The 16,699-nt window shown below is 71.6% G+C and carries 11 protein-coding genes, 1 tRNA gene and 3 pseudogenes; 11 read left to right on the forward strand and 4 right to left on the reverse strand.

The genetic code is table 11. The features are described 5' to 3' along the window. The first annotated feature begins 176 nt into the window (after positions 1-176). Entirely contained in the window at positions 177-353 is a 177-nt protein-coding gene (locus tag StrepF001_RS35945; protein WP_129802364.1) for a hypothetical protein, read from the forward strand. 3 nt (positions 354-356) lie between these two features. Further along, positions 357-590 (forward strand): hypothetical protein, encoded by a 234-nt coding sequence (locus tag StrepF001_RS35950; protein WP_003976229.1) that lies wholly within the window; start codon positions 357-359, stop codon positions 588-590. Here StrepF001_RS35950 and StrepF001_RS35955 read toward each other — a convergent pair. Then, a complete protein-coding gene (locus StrepF001_RS35955) occupies positions 559-1,767 on the reverse strand; it encodes a glycosyltransferase 87 family protein (RefSeq protein WP_240797822.1) in 1,209 nt (402 codons plus the stop codon). The genes StrepF001_RS35950 and StrepF001_RS35955 overlap by 32 nt on opposite strands. A gap of 113 nt (positions 1,768-1,880) precedes the next feature. On the opposite strand from StrepF001_RS35955, the gene StrepF001_RS35960 reads away from it, so the two are divergent. Beyond that, a tRNA-Ala gene (locus tag StrepF001_RS35960) sits at positions 1,881-1,953 on the forward strand. Positions 1,954-2,160: 207 nt separating this feature from the next. On the opposite strand, the gene StrepF001_RS35965 is transcribed toward StrepF001_RS35960, so the two are convergent. Together StrepF001_RS35965 and StrepF001_RS35970 are read right to left on the reverse strand one after the other, a co-directional pair. After that, complete coding sequence (locus StrepF001_RS35965) at positions 2,161-3,774, reverse strand: NADH-quinone oxidoreductase subunit NuoF family protein (protein ID WP_165396473.1); 1,614 nt, start codon at positions 3,772-3,774, stop codon at positions 2,161-2,163. Further along, positions 3,771-5,010, reverse strand: a pseudogene (locus StrepF001_RS35970) (cytochrome b/b6 domain-containing protein). Before StrepF001_RS35970 ends, StrepF001_RS35965 begins: the two are co-directional and overlap by 4 nt. A 507-nt stretch (positions 5,011-5,517) precedes the next feature. On the opposite strand from StrepF001_RS35970, the gene leuS reads away from it, so the two are divergent. The 8 genes and pseudogenes from leuS to holA all read left to right on the forward strand — a co-directional run bounded on the left by leuS (position 5,518) and on the right by holA (position 16,302). Next, entirely contained in the window at positions 5,518-8,382 is a 2,865-nt protein-coding gene (leuS, locus tag StrepF001_RS35975) for a leucine--tRNA ligase (RefSeq protein ID WP_129802365.1), read from the forward strand. 191 nt (positions 8,383-8,573) lie between these two features. Beyond that, a pseudogene (locus StrepF001_RS35980) lies at positions 8,574-9,307 on the forward strand (hypothetical protein). A 105-nt stretch (positions 9,308-9,412) separates the two neighbouring features. Next, the gene (locus StrepF001_RS35985) at positions 9,413-10,258 is read left to right on the forward strand and encodes a DegV family protein (RefSeq protein ID WP_129802366.1); all 846 of its coding nucleotides are present in this window, start codon (positions 9,413-9,415) and stop codon (positions 10,256-10,258) included. Positions 10,259-10,673: 415 nt separating this feature from the next. Then, positions 10,674-11,408 carry a ComEA family DNA-binding protein gene (locus StrepF001_RS35990; protein WP_240797823.1) on the forward strand — a complete coding sequence of 245 codons (735 nt, stop codon included), beginning with the start codon at positions 10,674-10,676 and terminating at the stop codon, positions 11,406-11,408. Positions 11,409-11,500: 92 nt separating this feature from the next. Then, a pseudogene (locus StrepF001_RS35995) lies at positions 11,501-13,992 on the forward strand (ComEC/Rec2 family competence protein). A 4-nt stretch (positions 13,993-13,996) separates the two neighbouring features. Further along, positions 13,997-14,845 carry an arylamine N-acetyltransferase gene (locus StrepF001_RS36000; RefSeq protein ID WP_129802367.1) on the forward strand — a complete coding sequence of 283 codons (849 nt, stop codon included), beginning with the start codon at positions 13,997-13,999 and terminating at the stop codon, positions 14,843-14,845. A gap of 43 nt (positions 14,846-14,888) precedes the next feature. Further along, positions 14,889-15,134, forward strand: coding sequence for a hypothetical protein (locus StrepF001_RS36005; RefSeq protein ID WP_129802368.1), 246 nt, complete (start codon positions 14,889-14,891; stop codon positions 15,132-15,134). A gap of 178 nt (positions 15,135-15,312) precedes the next feature. After that, on the forward strand, positions 15,313-16,302 hold the full coding sequence (gene holA / locus StrepF001_RS36010) for a DNA polymerase III subunit delta (RefSeq protein ID WP_206307040.1): 990 nt from the start codon (positions 15,313-15,315) through the stop codon (positions 16,300-16,302). Between the two features lie 214 nt (positions 16,303-16,516). On the opposite strand, the gene rpsT is transcribed toward holA, so the two are convergent. Next, positions 16,517-16,699, reverse strand: a 183-nt coding sequence (gene rpsT / locus StrepF001_RS36015; protein WP_129802369.1) for a 30S ribosomal protein S20, incomplete at its 5' end; no start/stop codon positions are given.

Genomic DNA, 16,699 nt, shown 5'->3' on the forward strand with positions numbered 1-16,699 from the left:
GATTTTTCGTTGTCGCCCGCTTGAGCGGTCCGGGCCCGGGAGGCGTATACCTCTCTGGGAGGCGCGCCCGGGCTGCCGTGTCCGGACTGGTACCAAGGCGTCGCTGACCGTATTGGTCCGGTCGTGGCAGAATCAAACGGCCGGAAGGGGGCGCGGCCCGACGGGAGGGAGTAGCGATGCCTGCGAGCATCCTCGAGGAGGTCGGCCACCTCCTCGGCGGAGCGGCGTTGATACGGGACACGATCACCCGCCTCAGCTGCCCTTCCTGCGGTTCCGCGCATGTCGCCCAGGTCCTCGGGGACAACGGCGGCATCTCGTACGTGTGCACGGCCTGCGGCCACAGCTGGAGCTGATCGATGGGTGCACACAGGCGGAAGTGCGACTGGTGCGGCAGCGGCACCCCGATCGTCCGCGACATGGAACCGGTGAACCCCGACTACCAGTACTGGTGCGAGGAATGCGCGCGGGCGCTGATCATAAAGGGCGACCCGATCGAGACGTACCGCGAACTGGAGGGCGAGCCGATCTACGGCCGCCTCCTGGAGGAGCACTGCACGCTCAAACGGTTCTACTCGTTCGTGACGGCCTGACCTCTGCTGCGCCCGTGCCCGCCGAGGCCGCGGCGAGCCCGAGGAAGAGGCAGCCCGTGGCTGCGTAGAGCCCCGACAGAGTGAACTCGATGCCGCCCTGGTCGAGTTCGGGCCGCCCCGGGCCATGTGGCACCCACCACAGGGCGTACGAGCAGAACACCAGCAGCGTGCCGACGGCAACCGCGCGGTGTCCGCGCGCTGCCAGAACGAGCACCACGGGCACGCACCACACCCAGTGGTGCGACCACGACACCGGGCAGACGAGCAGCGCCGTCACCGCACAGCAGGCCACCGCCCACGCCCGCTCGCCCCGCAACTCCGCCACCACCGCCACCGCCAGCCCCGCCCCGGCCACGACGGCCGCGACGGCAGCCCAGACGGCGCCGGGATCAGGCGTGTGCAGCAGCCGGGCGAGGACGCCGCGCAGGGCCTGGTTCGCCGTCTCCTCGGCATACCCGACCCGGCCCGTCCGGAAGACCATGTGGGTCCAGAACCGCCACGAGTCGTACGGCAGGACGGCCGCCGCGAGGACGGTCGCGCCGGCGAACGTGACCGCCGCCCCGCGCGCGTGCCGCAGCCAAGGGCCGCTGCGACGCCCCCGGTGCGCCACGACACCGGTGGCGAGCAGGAAGACGGCGAACAGAGCGGGTGTCAGCTTGACGGCCGCCGCGAGCCCGATGCCCAGGCCCGCCCAGCGGTCGGGACGCCGTGCCAGATCCCACAGCACCAGCACCGCGAGCAGCAGATTGACCTGCCCGTACCGCAGCGTCGTCCACACCGGCTCGCACCACACGGCGACCGCCGAGACCCACCAGACCGTCGCCACGCGCGCGTGCCCCACGAGCCGCAGCGACAGCCGCACCAGCACCACAAGGAGGGCGAGGTTCCCGGCTGTCGCCAGCGTGCGCAGGCTCTCCGTGTCGGGGAGTGTCAGCGGGGTGAACAGCAGGGCCGCGAACGGCGGGTAGGTGGCGGGCAGTTGCGCCCAGGTCGCCCGCAGCGCGTACAGATCGCCGCCCGCCCGTACGGTCGCGCCCTCGGCCCGGTACACCATCAGGTCGAGCATCGAGACGTGGGCGGCGCGCTGGGCGATCCAGAACGCCGCGAAGGAAACGAGGCACGCCGTAAGGGCTACCGGCGCCCGACGGTGGACGGCGGAGAACGCGATCACGGTCACGGGGATCGACCATAGCGGTCGTATCGGCGCAGAACGGAAACGATTTGGTGATGCCCCGGGTAGACCGTGTAAAGTTGGCGTCGCCGCCGGGGAAACCGGGCGGAACAATACAAGGGGCTATAGCTCAGTTGGTAGAGCGCCTGCATGGCATGCAGGAGGTCAGGAGTTCAATTCTCCTTAGCTCCACAAGTGTGAGGGCGACCTGCGTCCGCTGAAAAGCGCGGACCAGGTCGCCCTCGTCGTTTTCTGCGCGGCTGCGCCGCGTGTGGCGGGGGCTCTGCCACCCGCACCCCCACGGGCCTGTCCATGCGGCCGTCGGCCCGGAGCAAGCGCGGCACGGCCGACCGGAGTTGAAGGGGCCACCCCTGGACGGGACGGCCCCTTCCTTCGTGCTCAGCGGCCGAGGGCGCGGCGGCCGCGGACCTGGGAGAGGACCGGGAGGTTGTTGCGGGTGGGCGCCTGGGAGCGGGTGTCCTCCTCGATGCGCAGGGCGAGGGCCGGGCAGCGGCGGACCGCGCGCATCGCCTTGTCCTCCGCCCGGCGCGGCACCTGGGCCTGGGCGACGGTCGGGAAACCGTCGGCGCCGAGTTCGAAGACCTCCGGGAGGATGTCGGCGCACAGCCCGTGGCCTCGGCACAGCGTCCAGTCGACGTAGATCTTCTGACGGCTGGGGCCGTTCTCCCCGGACTCGCCGCCGCCCGGGATGCCCGTCGGGGCCCTGCCGCCCTCGAAGAGCGGCAGAACGCCCTCCACGGGTCGTCCGCAGCCGTTTCCGAGGACATGGGCCGCCAGGTCGTCGGTGAAGGCCTTGACGGTCGACTCCAGGAACATCGCCGAGCCGTCCGGGTGCGAGCATGCGCCGCGCCGCTTCACGTTCTTGGCGACCTGCTTGAGCGCCTCCAGGGCGGCCGGGCCGCCGCCGTTGAGGATGTCCTCCATACCGCGCGCGGCGGCCGGCAGGCCGAGGTAGCAGGGACCGCACTGGCCCGCGCTCTCCTCCGCCAGCCACTGCGCCACCCGCAGCGACTCGCCGAGCGGGCAGGTGTCCTGACTGATCGGCAGGATCGCGCCGGCACCGAGCGAACCGCCCACCGCGTCGAGCGAATTGCGGGAGACGATCGCTTCGTTCACCGTCGCCGCGTCGATCCACTTGCCGTGGTAGCCGCCGGTGAGCACCCCCTGCGGGACGGGCGGGGCGCCGGCCAGCTGGAGGACGTAGCGCAGCGGCACGCCCGTGGGGACCTCGATCACCATGGGGCGGGCGACCGCGCCGGAGACCGTGAGCATGACGGTGCCCGGCTCGTCGTACAGGCCGGTGTTGCCGTAGCGCTCCGGGCCGATGCGGGCGGCGATCGCCAGCTGGGCGAACGTCTCGGCGTTGGACAGGAGTGTGGGCGCGCCGCCGACGCCGCTCTGCGAGGCGCTGATCTTGCGGCCGGGCGGGATCGCCGGGCCGCCGTCGATGGAGCGGATCAGGGAGGCGGCGGCTCCCGTGACCATACGGACCGGATTGCGCTGCACGCGCGCGCGGAGTGCCGATCGGCGTCCGTTGCTCAGGCCGCGTTCGGCGAGCGCGGCCTCCATGGAGCGTTGCGTGGACTCACGGGTGACCCCCACCACGAGCGTGCGGGCACCCAGTGCCTCGGCGCACAGCAGCGCGCCGTCGAGGATCAGATGCGGGGCACGGTTGATCAGCACCGTGTCCTTGCGGCAGGCCGGTTCGTCCTCACTGCCGTTGACGACGACCACCGGCCGGACGCCGCGCTTGATCGCCGACTCGGCGACCGAGCGCAGCTTCTTGTGGAAGGGGAAGCCCGCGCCGCCGCGGCCCTTGAGGTTGATGCGTTCGGCGAGCTGCGCGAGCTGCTCGCCGCCCATGGGTTCGAGCGGCCCGTGCACCTTCAGGTGCATGGGCAGATCGAGTCTTTCGACAAGGTCGAAGCCCGACGTGAGCTGGGGAAGACCGACCACGCGGACTTCTGGGACGTCGGGCAGGGCCTCGTTCACTTATAGCCTCCGGAAGGCGTGTTCCAAGCTTCGCCCGAACCCGGTGCGTCGAAGTCGTAGGACGCACCGGGCAGTGTTTCAGTGGTGGGACCGCTGTTGTACGTGTCACTCGGGTTGTACGTGTCGTTGAGGGTGTTCGACTCACCGGTGTCGTACACATCACTTCCGCCGTACCCGCCGGCGCCCGGATTGCCATAGGCCGGGATGTTGTATCCCGTGTCCTGGAGGGGGTCGTAGGCCGACGGGGCGCCTCGCCGACCGGGGGCGGGGACGGGATCGGCCAGGATCCGGACGTGCTGCCGCCGGAGTCCATGCGCGGGAGCGCCTCCGTGGGCTGTGCGTCGAACGGCAACTCCATACGGGCGGTCTGGTCGGCTGCGAAGGACTGCTGGGGGCGTGGAGGTGCCGAGACGGCGCGGTATGCCGCCGAGAAACCGTTTGCGGGTTCCGGGCGGGCAGGGCGCTCGGCGGTCTCGTACAGCGGTCCTGAGGGTGCCGCCGTACGCGGCTGGGAGCCTCGCTGGTTCTCGTAGCCCGGCAGCGCGGACTCGCCCGCCCGGGCCCGGCTCTCCTCCAGCTGCTCCCGGCCCGGCGCCCGATCGGTTCCCAGGAGCGCGGTGATCCGGTCGGCGACCTGGCGCTTGACGGGGCGGGGTGCCGCGCGCAGCGCGAGGGCCGCTCCGACGCCGATCAGGGACAGTACGTACAGGAACACGAAGAACGGCTTTGCCGAGCGACCCGCGTAGAGGCCGTGGACCAGCGCCGCACACCACGCCGGGTAGGCGAGCATGTGCATGGCCCGCCAGCGTGCCGCGACGGGCGCCGGGGACGCGAAGCGGTTGCGCAGGATGCCGGTGATGGCCACGAAGATCATGAGCAGACCGGCCAGGGTGCCGAGTCCGATGAGGAAGCCCCTGCCCATGACCTCGTCGTCGTCGGCGAGGAGGAGCCCGAAGGGGATCACCGCGGCGATCCACGAGGTGTGATCCAGTGCCAGCTTGGTCACGATGTGGACCAGCAGGAAGACGATCGAGGCGACGGCGGTGGTCCGGTGCACCGCCTGCGCCAGGATCCGTCGGCGGGCGTCGAGGAGGATCCGGTCCTGGGCAACGAGTCCCCAGATCACCGAGCAGCTGAGGCAGACCAGTGACAGGACGCCCGCGCCGAAGTCGAGGAAATAAGCGAACGAGTCGTCCGCCGTGCTGTCGTCCGTGGTCACGACATTCCTCCCGACATCACAACGAAGGGCGGGAACAACAGAACGGCAGCGGCCGCCTCGAGGGCCGGCCGACCCGGCCGGGGAAGCGGGCTGCTATGAGGACAAGGGTCCATGGGGTGACTCCGAGCGGTATGGGAATGCGGTCCCGTGCCGCACTCTAGGCGCCGCCATACCGATGAGTACGAGGTTTGAGTTATTGCGCTGTTATCAAAGGACAATGAGCTTGTTGTGATGTCCCTTAGCGACGGTTACGCGAAGTAACCTTTGACCTTTGTTCAGCATTCCGGGGTGGCACCCGGTGCCGGACGTGCCCGAAAGGCCGTCGCGGCCCGCTCGACGGCTGCGGTACCCTGACGCCATGCGTGCCGTACGCCTTCTGCTTAGCGGGCCGCGCTGATCAGTCCCGGCCACCGGGTCAACCGAGTGGGCCGGAATCGGCGCGGCGTCCCCTCCTGTGCGAGGGGATTTTTCGTTTCCTGACGTGACAGCCGCTGGCAGAGACGATCGATGGAGCTTTGAGGATCATGAGCGAGACGAACCCCGCTGCCGCCGCAGCCGTGCCGGCGGAGGCCGCACCGCACCGCTACACGGCCGCCATGGCGGCCGAGATCGAGGCACGCTGGCAGGACTTCTGGGACGCCGAGGGCGTCTACGCGGCACCGAACCCGGAGGGTGACCTGGCGGGTGACCCCGAGACGGTCGCCAAGCCCAAGAAGTTCATCATGGACATGTTCCCGTACCCCTCCGGTGCGGGCCTGCACGTCGGCCACCCCCTGGGCTACATCGCCACCGATGTGTTCGCCCGGTTCCAGCGGATGACCGGCCACAACGTCCTGCACACCCTGGGCTTCGACGCCTTCGGCCTGCCCGCCGAGCAGTACGCCGTGCAGACCGTGTCCACCGAGGCCAACATGGAGAACATGAAGTCCCAGCTGCGCCGGCTGGGCCTGGGCCACGACAAGCGCCGGTCGTTCGCGACGATCGACCCGGACTACTACAAGTGGACCCAGTGGATCTTCCTGCAGATCTTCAACTCCTGGTACGACGACGAGGCGAGCAAGGCCCGCCCGATCTCCGAGCTGATCGCCCAGTTCGGCAGCGGCGAGCGTGCGCTGCCCGGTGGGCGCTCCTGGAACGAGCTGAGCGCCGTCGAGCGCGCCGACGTCCTGAGTGAGTACCGCCTGGCGTACGCCTCCGACGCGCCGGTCAACTGGTGCCCCGGCCTGGGTACCGTGCTGGCCAACGAGGAGGTCACCGCCGACGGCCGCTCCGAGCGCGGCAACTTCCCCGTGTTCAAGGCCAAGCTGCGCCAGTGGAACATGCGCATCACGGCGTACGCCGACCGGCTGCTGGACGACCTGGAGCAGCTGGACTGGCCCGAGGCCATCAAGCTGCAGCAGCGCAACTGGATCGGCCGCTCCGAGGGCGCCCGCGTCGACTTCCCGATCGACGGCGAGCGCATCACGGTCTTCACCACGCGCCCGGACACCCTGTTCGGCGCGACCTACATGGTGCTGGCGCCCGAGCACCCGCTGGTCGAGAAGTTCACGCCCCAGGAATGGCCCGAGGGCACGCATCAGGTGTGGACCGGCGGCCACGCGACCCCGGCCGAGGCCGTCGCCGCCTACCGTGCGCAGGCCGCCTCGAAGTCCGACGTCGAGCGGCAGGCCGAGGCCAAGGACAAGACCGGCGTCTTCATCGGCGCGTACGCGACCAACCCGGTCAACGGCGAGCAGGTGCCCGTCTTCATCGCCGACTACGTCCTGATGGGCTACGGCACCGGCGCGATCATGGCCGTCCCGGCGGGCGACCAGCGCGACTTCGAGTTCGCGCGCGCCTTCGAGCTGCCGATCCACTGCATCGTCGAGCCGACCGACGGTCGGGGCACCGACACCTCGACATGGGAGGACGCCTTCTCGTCGTACGACGCCAAGATCGTCAACTCCGCCAACGACGAGATCTCCCTGGACGGCTTGGGTGTCGTCGACGCCAAGGCGCGCATCACCGAGTGGCTGGAGCGCAAGGGCATCGGCGAGGGCACCGTCAACTTCCGTCTGCGTGACTGGCTGTTCAGCCGCCAGCGCTACTGGGGCGAGCCCTTCCCGATCGTCTACGACGAGGAGGGCATCGCACACGCCCTGCCCGAGTCGATGCTGCCGCTGGAGCTGCCGGAGGTCGAGGACTACTCGCCGCGCACCTTCGACCCGGACGACGCCGACACCCAGCCCGAGACGCCGCTGTCGCGCAACGAGGAGTGGGTCAACGTCACCCTGGACCTGGGCGACGGGCCGAAGAAGTACCGGCGCGAGACCAACACCATGCCCAACTGGGCCGGTTCCTGCTGGTACGAGCTGCGCTACCTGGACCCGCACAACGACCAGAAGCTGGTCGACCCGGAGATCGAGCGGTACTGGATGGGTCCGCGCGAGGGGCAGCCGCACGGCGGCGTCGACCTGTACGTGGGCGGTGCCGAGCACGCCGTGCTGCACCTGCTGTACGCGCGCTTCTGGTCCAAGGTGCTGTACGACCTGGGGCACGTCTCCTCGGCGGAGCCGTTCCACAAGCTGTTCAACCAGGGCATGATCCAGGCCTACGTCTACCGCGACAGCCGCGGTATCGCGGTGCCGGCCGCCGAGGTGGAGGAGCGCGACGGCGCGTACTACTACCAGGGTGAGAAGGTCTCCCGGCTGCTGGGCAAGATGGGCAAGTCCCTGAAGAACGCGGTCACTCCGGACGAGATCTGCGCCGAGTACGGTGCCGACACGCTGCGGCTGTACGAGATGGCGATGGGCCCGCTGGACGTCTCCCGGCCGTGGGACACCCGCGCGGTGGTGGGCCAGTTCCGGCTGCTGCAGCGGCTGTGGCGCAACATCGTCGACGAGGCCACCGGTGAGGTGACGGTCGTCGACGGGGAGCCCGACGAGGAGACGCTGCGGGCGCTGCACAAGGCGATCGACGGTGTGCGCGGGGACCTGGAGGGCATGCGGTTCAACACCGCCATCGCCAAGGTCACCGAGCTGAACAACCACCTGACCAAGGCGGGAGGCGCGGTGCCACGCTCCGTCGCCGAGCCGCTGGTGCTGATGGTCGCGCCGCTGGCGCCGCACATCGCCGAGGAGCTGTGGCGGAAGCTGGGGCACACCGATTCGGTGGTGCACCAGGACTTCCCCGTCGCCGACCCGGCGTACGTGGTCGACGAGACCGTGACCTGTGTCGTGCAGGTCAAGGGCAAGGTCAAGGCGCGGCTGGAGGTGTCGCCGGCCATCTCCGAGGAGGAGCTGCAGAAGGCGGCACTGGCCGACGAGAAGGTCGTCGCCGCGCTGGGCGGGGCCGGGATCCGCAAGGTGATCGTGCGGGCGCCGAAGCTGGTGAACATCGTTCCGGCGTAGGCACCTGCGGATGACGGACTTCTGGGGAGCGACGGTCGTCCCCTAAGGGCTGGTTCGCTGGTCCGTGCGGGGAGGTTCGGGGTTCTGTGCGGGCAGGTTCGGGGTTCTCCTGGAACTCCGGGCCTGCCCGCCTCGTTTACCGTTGAAGAGCGACGCGGTGCCTGCCGCGGCGGGGTCGGAGGAGGAGCATCGTGGAAGCAGTGTTCGCAGTGTTCGCCCTTCTCTTCGTGCTCTTTGTGGTGCTCGGCGCCTATGCCACCGTGAAGGTCGTCGGCGCCGCCAAGCGCGGCGTGGACCGCACCATCACGCAGGCCCGCCGCACCGTCGAGGACCACACGCTGCGAGCCAAGTCCTTCGCCCAGCCGGGCCCGGCGGGCGAGATCGCCCAGCTGCGGCTGTCACTGCGGACATCGATGCGGGCCACCCAGGACGCGCTGCACGCGGGTGCGGCCGAGGACGAATCCCTCAAGGAGGCCCTCGGTCTCTTCCAGCGGCTCAGCGCGCACGGACACGAACTGGACGACGAGCTCAGGCGCCTGGAGTCGGAACCGGACCGGGCGACACTCGCCGAGCGGCTGCCCACGCTGCGCGAGCGCACCGAGCGCATCACACGGTCGGCCGACTCACTGCGCTGGGCCGCCCGCGACCGGGCCCACCGCTTCGCGGACGACGACCTGGACTCCCTGAGCACACAGATCGACGTCGAGGCCGGCGCCCTGCGGCACTGGACCACCTCCGACACCTCGGCGACGCCGCCCCCGTGGCCGGAGGCACCGGCGGCCGACGCGGCGGCGCCCCAGCAGACCTGGCCGGAAACCCCGCAGCCGAACACGGCCGAGGAACCGACGCGCCCCGCCATCACCCCGCCGGCCCGCGCCCCACCTATCCCTGGCAGAAGAAGCCCCGCCCCGAGAGCACGACCTGAAGCTCCCGCTCCCGTCTGCCTTTCCGCAACGCGCCGAGGCCGGCCCCGGCACAGGTGAGAGGGCCGGGCTGCCGCCCGGGCGCTACGCCAGGTAACCTCCAGCTCATGTCCCGCCATGTCGCGATCGTCACCGATTCAACGGCCTACCTGCCGCCACGGACGATGGAGCGCCATGGCATCACCGCGGTGCCCCTGACCGTGGTCCTCGGTGACCGGGCCCTCGAGGAGGGCACCGAGATCTCGACCCGCTCCCTGGCCCAGGCGCTCCAGAAGCGACGCCCCGTCACCACCTCACGCCCCAGCCCCCGGCTCTTCGCCGAGACCTACCGCAAGGTCGCCGAGGCCGGCGCCACCGGGATCGTCTCCCTGCACCTGTCCGCCGAACTGTCCGGCACCTACGACGCGGCGGTCCTGGCGGCGCGGGAGGCTCCGGTGCCGGTGCGTGTGGTGGACACCGGGATGATCGCGATGGCGCTGGGCTTCTGCGCGCTGGCCGCGGCCGAGGCGGCGGACGCGGGTGGCACGGTGGACGAGGCGGTCACGGCCGCGGAGAAACGGGCCGCGGGGACGTCCGCCTACTTCTATGTCGACACCCTCGACTATCTGCGCCGCGGCGGCCGGATCGGCACCGCGCAGGCGCTCTTCGGCTCCGCGCTCGCCGTGAAGCCGCTGCTCCAGCTGAACGGCGGCCGTATCGAGCCCCTGGAAAAGGTCCGCACGGCGTCGAAGGCGATCGCCCGGCTGGAGGAGATCGCGGCCGAGCGGGCGAGCGATGCACAGGTCGACATCGCCGTCCACCATCTCGCCGCGGCCGATCGCGCGTCGGCCCTGGCGGACCGCTTGCGGGCGCGGGTTCCGGAGCTGGCCGACCTGCATGTGAGTGAGGTGGGGGCGGTGATCGGGGCGCATACGGGGCCCGGGTTGCTGGGCGTTGTGGTGTCGCCGCGGTGAGGGTGTGTCGGCACGCTGTGTTCACTCGTGTGGGTGGCGAGGTTTTCCACAACCGGGCGGTAGTCCCCGGGAATTGAGCAAGATCATCGCGAGGGTGCGGCAATGCCGGATCCTCCTCGCATGGCACTTCGATCACGCACTCGCGCAGCATCCGTCACCAGCGGACCGGGCCGAGGTCCCGCCTCCGACGGCCGCACCCTCCATCGCCATCACCATCGCCGTCCACCGGCACGGGCCCGGGCCCGCAGTCGGCATGCGTCTGCAGAGGAACTCCGTCGACGGGCCGAGGTGCTCTTCGCCGAACGGGCCGGGAAATGGCGGGAGTCGGGGGCGGGGCCTCCGGTTGAGGGCGGTCAGGTTCTGGGGAAGCCAGTGGACCGGAGGCGAACCCCGGTGACAGAGACGTCGACTCGCCTTGTCGGGGCAGGGGCGGGTCCTGGCGGAGCGGGCCGGGCTTGCCGTGCGGGAGCGGATGCCGCTGTGGTTGCAGGCGAGGTGTGGCCTGGAGCGGCGGAGCGTGCTCGCGCTCACCGTGGTGCTCGTCGTCGCCGCCGGCTTCGCCGTGCAGCACTTCTGGACGGGGCGGACGCAGCAGTCCGTGCAGGTGCCCGAGGTGGTCAAGGCGGCGGCTCCGTACGGAGTTCAGGAGGCCGAGCCTGCCGCGTCGAGCTCACCGCCAGGCTCGGCCGGCGCCACCGGCACGCCCGTCGCCGAGATCGTGGTGGACGTCGGCGGAAAGGTGCGCGAACCCGGGATTCACCGGCTGCCGGCCGGTTCGCGGGTCGCCGACGCACTGCGCGCGGCCGGTGGGGTGCGTCCCGGCACGGACATCGACGGCCTCAACCGCGCACGCCTCCTCGTGGACGGTGAGCAGGTGGTCGTCGGCGGCCCCCCACCCGTCCCGGCACCGGGTGCCCCCGCCGGAGCACCCGCGGGAGCAGCACCCGGGATCCCGGCGGGACCCGTCTCCCTGAACACCGCCACGGTGGAACAGCTCGACACGCTGCCCGGCGTCGGCCCCGTGCTCGCGCAGCACATCATCGACTACCGCACGCAAGCCGGCGGCTTCCGCTCGGTGGACGAACTGCGGGAGGTCAACGGCATCGGCGAGCGACGGTTCGCCGACCTGCGGGATCTGGTACGGCCATGAGGCAGGAGCAGGAGCAGGAGCAGGAGCAGGAGCAGGAGCAGGAGCAGGAGCAGGAGCAAGGCCAGGGCGTTCCTCTCGTCGCCCGCCGAGCCGTGCACGCCGCCTCTGGCAAGCGGCTGGGAGCCGCCCACCCGCGGCAGGAGGGCCCGACGGACCTCCGCCTCGTACCGCCCGCCCTCGCGGCGTGGGCGACCGCGGCGCTGGCGCTGCATGCCGCGCCGGGACTGCTCACGGGGGTCGTGGCCACCTGCCTGGTCGTGGCCGGTGGGCTGCTGCTCCGGCGGCGGCTCGGAAGGGGTGAAAGAGGCCGATGGGGCGCAAGAGACCGACGTCCGGCGGTCGAGCGGCTGCGGCCGCGTGTCCCGGTCGCCGCCGTGCTGCTCTGTGTCGCCGCGGCCGCAGCGGCGGCCGGGCTGCACGGGGCGGACCTGCGCCGGGGGCCGGTGCCGGGGCTGGCGCGGCAGTTCGCCTGGGTGTCCGCCGAGGTGGAGGTCATCTCCGATCCCCGGATGACCCGGCCCCGCGTCACGGGGAATCGCCTGGCTCCGGCCTCCGTGCTGCTGAACGTGCAGGTGCGAGGCGTGGAGGTGACGCCAGGGACGACGACGGTGACGCGGACACCGGTACTGGTGATCGTCGACGCCGAGCAGGGTGCCGGGCGCGAGTGGCTCGAACTGCTGCCCTCCACGCGGGTCAGGGTGACGGGGCGGCTGGCGCCCGCTGCGGTGGGCGGCGACCGGATCGCGGCGGTGCTGCGGGTCCGGGATCAACCGGTGCCCGAGGTGGGGAGCCGTCGGGGGCACAACGGTTCGCGGGGCGGTTGCGACAAGGGCTGCGGGAGGCCACCGACGGGCTGCCGGCGGACGCGCGTGCGCTGCTGCCGGGGCTGGTCGTCGGGGACACCTCGCGGATCACACCGGAGCTGGACGAGGCCTTCAAGGAGACCGACCTCGCGCACACACTCGCCGTGTCCGGGAGCAACCTCACGATCATTCTCGCCCTGCTCCTGGGGCCGCCCGGCCTGGCGCAGCGCAGTGAGCGCCGTGGCCTCGCACCCCGGCTCGGCATCCCGCTCCGGGCGACCGCGGTGCTCGGCGGAGCGCTCACGCTGGGCTTCGTGGTCGTGTGCAGACCCGACCCGAGCGTGCTGCGGGCCGCGGCATGCGGAGCCGTAGCACTGCTCGCCCTGGCGACCGGTCGCCGCAGATCGCTGATCCCGGCACTGGCCGCGGCAGTGCTGCTGCTGGTGCTGTACGACCCTTGGCTGGCCCGCAGTTACGGCTTCCTGCTGTCGGTCCTGGCCACCGGCGCCCTGCTCACCCTCGCGCCTCGCTGGAGCGCCGCGCTGCAACGGCGCCGGGTGCCGCCCAGGCTCGCCGAGGCGCTGGCCGCGGCGGGCGCAGCGCAGGCGCTCTGTGCGCCGGTCGTCGCGGTGTTGTCGGCGCGGGTGAGCCTGGTGGCGGTGCCCTGCAACCTGCTCGCGGAGTTCGCGATCGCGCCGGCCACGGTACTGGGCTTCGCGGCACTCGCGGCAGCGCCCGTGGCGATGCCGGTGGCCAAGGCGCTGGCGTGGGGCGCGAGTTGGCCTGCCGGGTGGATCGCGGACGTCGCCCGGACCGGGGCGGCGCTGCCCGGCGCCGGAGTGGACTGGCCGGGCAGCTGGGCCGGGGCGGCACTGCTCGCCCTGGTCACGGTGGGCGTCGTGGTGGCCGGCCGGCGGCTGCTGAGGCACCCGTGGCTGTGCGCGGCCTGCGCGGCGCTGCTGGCGCTGGCCGTGGTGCAGCCGCCGCCGCTGACCAGGGTGATCACGGGCTGGCCGCCTCCGGGCTGGCGGCTGGCGATGTGCGACGTGGGGCAGGGCGACGCGACGGTGCTCGCGGCGGGCGAGGGAACCGGGGTCGTCGTGGATGCGGGCCCGGACCCGAGGCTGGTCGACCGGTGTCTGCGCGACCTCGGCATCACCAGGATCCCCCTGGTGGTCCTCACCCACTTCCACGCCGACCATGTGGCCGGGCTGCCCGGCGTTCTGCGGGGGCGTGCGGTGGGGGCGGTCGAGACGACGGAGTTCGAAGAACCCTCGGACCAGGTGGAGTTCGTCAGAAGACAGGCGGCTGCCCGGGGGATTCCGGTCCGGCACGCCCTCGCGGGGGAGCAGCGGCGCACCGGGGACCTGTCCTGGCAGGTGCTGTGGCCGCCGCGTCCGGCACCGGCCCCGGACGGTCCGAACGATGCCAGTGTCGCCCTGCTCGTACGGTCGGGAGGGCTGCGGATGCTGCTGCTCGGGGACCTCGAACCCCCGGCCCAGCAGGCCTTGTTGCGGTCACCGGCGGCCGCGGTGCTGGGCGGCGTGGACGTGCTCAAGGTGGCCCACCACGGCTCCGCCTACCAGGACCCGGACCTGATACGCCGGGCGGCCCCGCGACTGGCGCTGATCTCCTGCGGTGCGGACAACGCCTACGGACATCCCGCTCCCAGCACGGTCGCTGCGCTGCGGGACGGGGGCGCGGCGGTGCTGCGGACGGATCTGGACGGGGCGATGGCGGTCGTCGGTGCGGGCGCGGAGTTGCGCGTGGCGCGAGACTGAAGGCATGAACTCCGCACAGGTTGATGCCTACCTCCGCCGCCTGGGGGTCGCAAACCCGGCCTGGCCCACCGTTGACGTGCTGCGCGAGCTGCATCTGCGCCATCTGCAGACCGTGCCCTTCGAGAACCTGTCGATCCACCTCGGCGAGGAGATCGTGCTGGAGGAGAAGCGGCTGCTGGACAAGGTGGTGGGGGCGCGGCGCGGCGGGTTCTGCTACGAACTGAACGGGGCGTTCGGCGCGCTGCTCGGCGCGCTGGGGTACGACGTGACGCTGCTGGCGGGACGCGTGTACGGGGAGGGGAGACGGCTCGGGATCCCGTACGACCACCTCGCGCTGCGGGTGCGGACGGTCGATGCGGGCGAGTGGCTCGCCGACGTCGGGTTCGGTGCGCACTTCCACTATCCGCTGGCCTTCGAGGAGACTCGCGAACAGACGGATCCCGGTGGGATCTTCCGGATCGTCGAGGCGGGGCCGGACGCGGCGGGCGTACTGGGCGGCCCGGGCGCTGCGGGTGCGGCCGGGGCGGCCGACCTGGACGTTGTCAGGGACGGCAGCCCCGTGTACCGGCTGGATCTGCGGCCGCGGGTGCTCGGAGACTTCGTGACCGGGGCCTGGTGGCACAGCACGTCGCCGGAGTCGCATTTCGGGAAGTCGCTGGTCTGCTCGCGGGTCACGGAGGACGGCGGGCGGATCACGCTGAGCGGGCGGCGGCTCAAGGTGACGGCAGCCGACGGGAAGCGCGACGAGCGGGAGCTCGCCGGGGACGAGGAGGTGCTCGCGGTGTACCGGGAGCGGTTCGGGATCGAGCTGGACCGGGTGCCTGCCGTGCGGCACCCCGGCCGGGCGGGCTGACCTGCTTGTTCGATTCCGGGAGCGGTGCCGGAAAATGGCTGCCGTGAGTGATGCGAGACATGTGCTGGTGCTGCCGGACCGCGATGCCGCGGAAGAGGTGGCCCAGGCGCTCGGGGAGCGGTTCGGGCTGGACGAGGAGCCGCGGCTGCTGCGGGAGGCGCTGGCCGGTGAGGACGACGCCGAGGACGCGCAGTGGCTGGTCGTGCTGCGGGACGAGGAGGGACGGCTGGATCCCGGCGAGCTGGACGAGTTCGCGGGGGAGTGGGACGGGTGGCGGGAGGAACCGTAGGCCCTGCCGGGTGGAGTGGCGCGGATCCGGTTGGCGTGGCCTTCCTTGGCGTGGCCTCCTTGGCGTGGCCCCTTCACGTGGCACCCTTGGCGTGGCCCGACCTTGACGTGTGGCATCCCGGGGCGTGGCCCCCTTGGCCCGGACCCCATTGTCAGTGGCCCGTGGGATGCTTGTCGCGATGGCCAGGAAGACTGCGAATGACGACCCTCTCGCCCCGGTGACGCTTGCCGTGGGCCAGGAGGACCTCCTGCTCGACCGTGCCGTGCAGGAGGTGGTGGCCGCCGCCAGGGCCGCCGACGCCGACACGGACGTACGTGACCTGACACCGGACCAGCTGCAGCCCGGCACGCTCGCGGAGCTGACCAGCCCGTCGCTCTTCGCGGAGCGCAAGGTCGTCGTCGTACGCAATGCGCAGGACCTGTCCGCCGATACGATCAAGGACGTGAAGGCGTATCTGGGGGCGCCCGCCGAGGAGATCACCCTCGTGCTGCTGCACGCGGGCGGAGCCAAGGGCAAGGGGCTGCTGGACGCCGCGCGCAAGGCGGGCGCGCGGGAGGTGGCCTGCCCCAGGATGACGAAGCCGGCGGACCGGCTGGCCTTCGTCAGAAGTGAGTTCCGTGCGCTCGGGCGGTCGGCCACGCCCGAGGCCTGCCAGGCGCTCGTCGACGCCGTCGGGAGCGATCTGCGGGAGTTGGCGTCCGCGGTGTCCCAGCTGACCGCGGATGTCGAGGGGACCATCGACGAGGCGGTGGTCGGGCGGTACTACACCGGGCGGGCCGAGGCATCGAGCTTCACGGTCGCCGACCGGGCGGTCGAGGGGCGGGCGGCGGAGGCCCTGGAGGCGCTGCGCTGGTCGCTGGCGACCGGAGTGGCGCCGGTGCTGATCACGAGTGCGCTCGCGCAGGGGGTGCGGGCGATCGGGAAGCTGTCCTCGGCGCGCGGTGGGCGGCCGGCCGATCTCGCGCGGGAACTGGGTATGCCGCCGTGGAAGATCGACCGGGTGCGGCAGCAGATGCGGGGGTGGACGCCGGACGGGGTCGCGGTCGCCCTGCGGGCGGTTGCCGAGGCCGATGCCGGAGTGAAGGGCGGCGGGGACGATCCCGAGTACGCCCTGGAGAAGGCGGTCGTGACGATCGCGCGGGCGGCTCGGTCGAGAGGGCGGGCATAGCCCCCCGGCGTCCCCCTCGCGTTCCCCCGAGCTCACACCGAAGGCCCCGGCGCCCGCTCTGGGGAAGAGCGAGAGGCCGGGGCCTTCGGTTCAAGCTGGTGAGCCCGTACCCGCGTGGCGAACGCAGGCCGCGTACGGACTCGGGGTGCCGGTCGGGAGCGGATGAGAGAGGGCCCGCTCTGGGTCCTGCCGGCGATCAGACCAGATGAGAGGTTCAGCCCTTGAGGGCAGCGACCTTGGAAGCCAGCGCCGACTTCTTGTTGGCAGCCTGGTTCTTGTGGATGACGCCCTTGGAGACGGCCTTGTCGAGCTGACGCGCGGCAGCGCGCTGGTACTCGGTGGCCTTCTCGACGTCACCCGCGGCAGCAGCCTCACGGGCCTTGCGGATCGCGGTCTT

Origin of the sequence: Streptomyces sp. F001 (genome assembly GCF_004187715.1) — a bacterium.
Classification (GTDB): Bacteria; Actinomycetota; Actinomycetes; order Streptomycetales; family Streptomycetaceae; genus Streptomyces; species Streptomyces flavusporus.

Bases quoted from the DNA above. Each gene is read 5' to 3' on its own strand.
- StrepF001_RS35945 (WP_129802364.1), top strand. From the start codon at position 177: ATGCCTGCGAGCATCCTCGAGGAGGTCGGCCACCTCCTCGGCGGAGCG.
- StrepF001_RS35950 (WP_003976229.1), top strand. From the start codon at position 357: ATGGGTGCACACAGGCGGAAGTGCGACTGGTGCGGCAGCGGCACCCCG.
- leuS (WP_129802365.1), top strand. From the start codon at position 5,518: ATGAGCGAGACGAACCCCGCTGCCGCCGCAGCCGTGCCGGCGGAGGCC.
- StrepF001_RS35985 (WP_129802366.1), top strand. From the start codon at position 9,413: ATGTCCCGCCATGTCGCGATCGTCACCGATTCAACGGCCTACCTGCCG.
- StrepF001_RS36000 (WP_129802367.1), top strand. From the start codon at position 13,997: ATGAACTCCGCACAGGTTGATGCCTACCTCCGCCGCCTGGGGGTCGCA.
- holA (WP_206307040.1), top strand. From the start codon at position 15,313: ATGGCCAGGAAGACTGCGAATGACGACCCTCTCGCCCCGGTGACGCTT.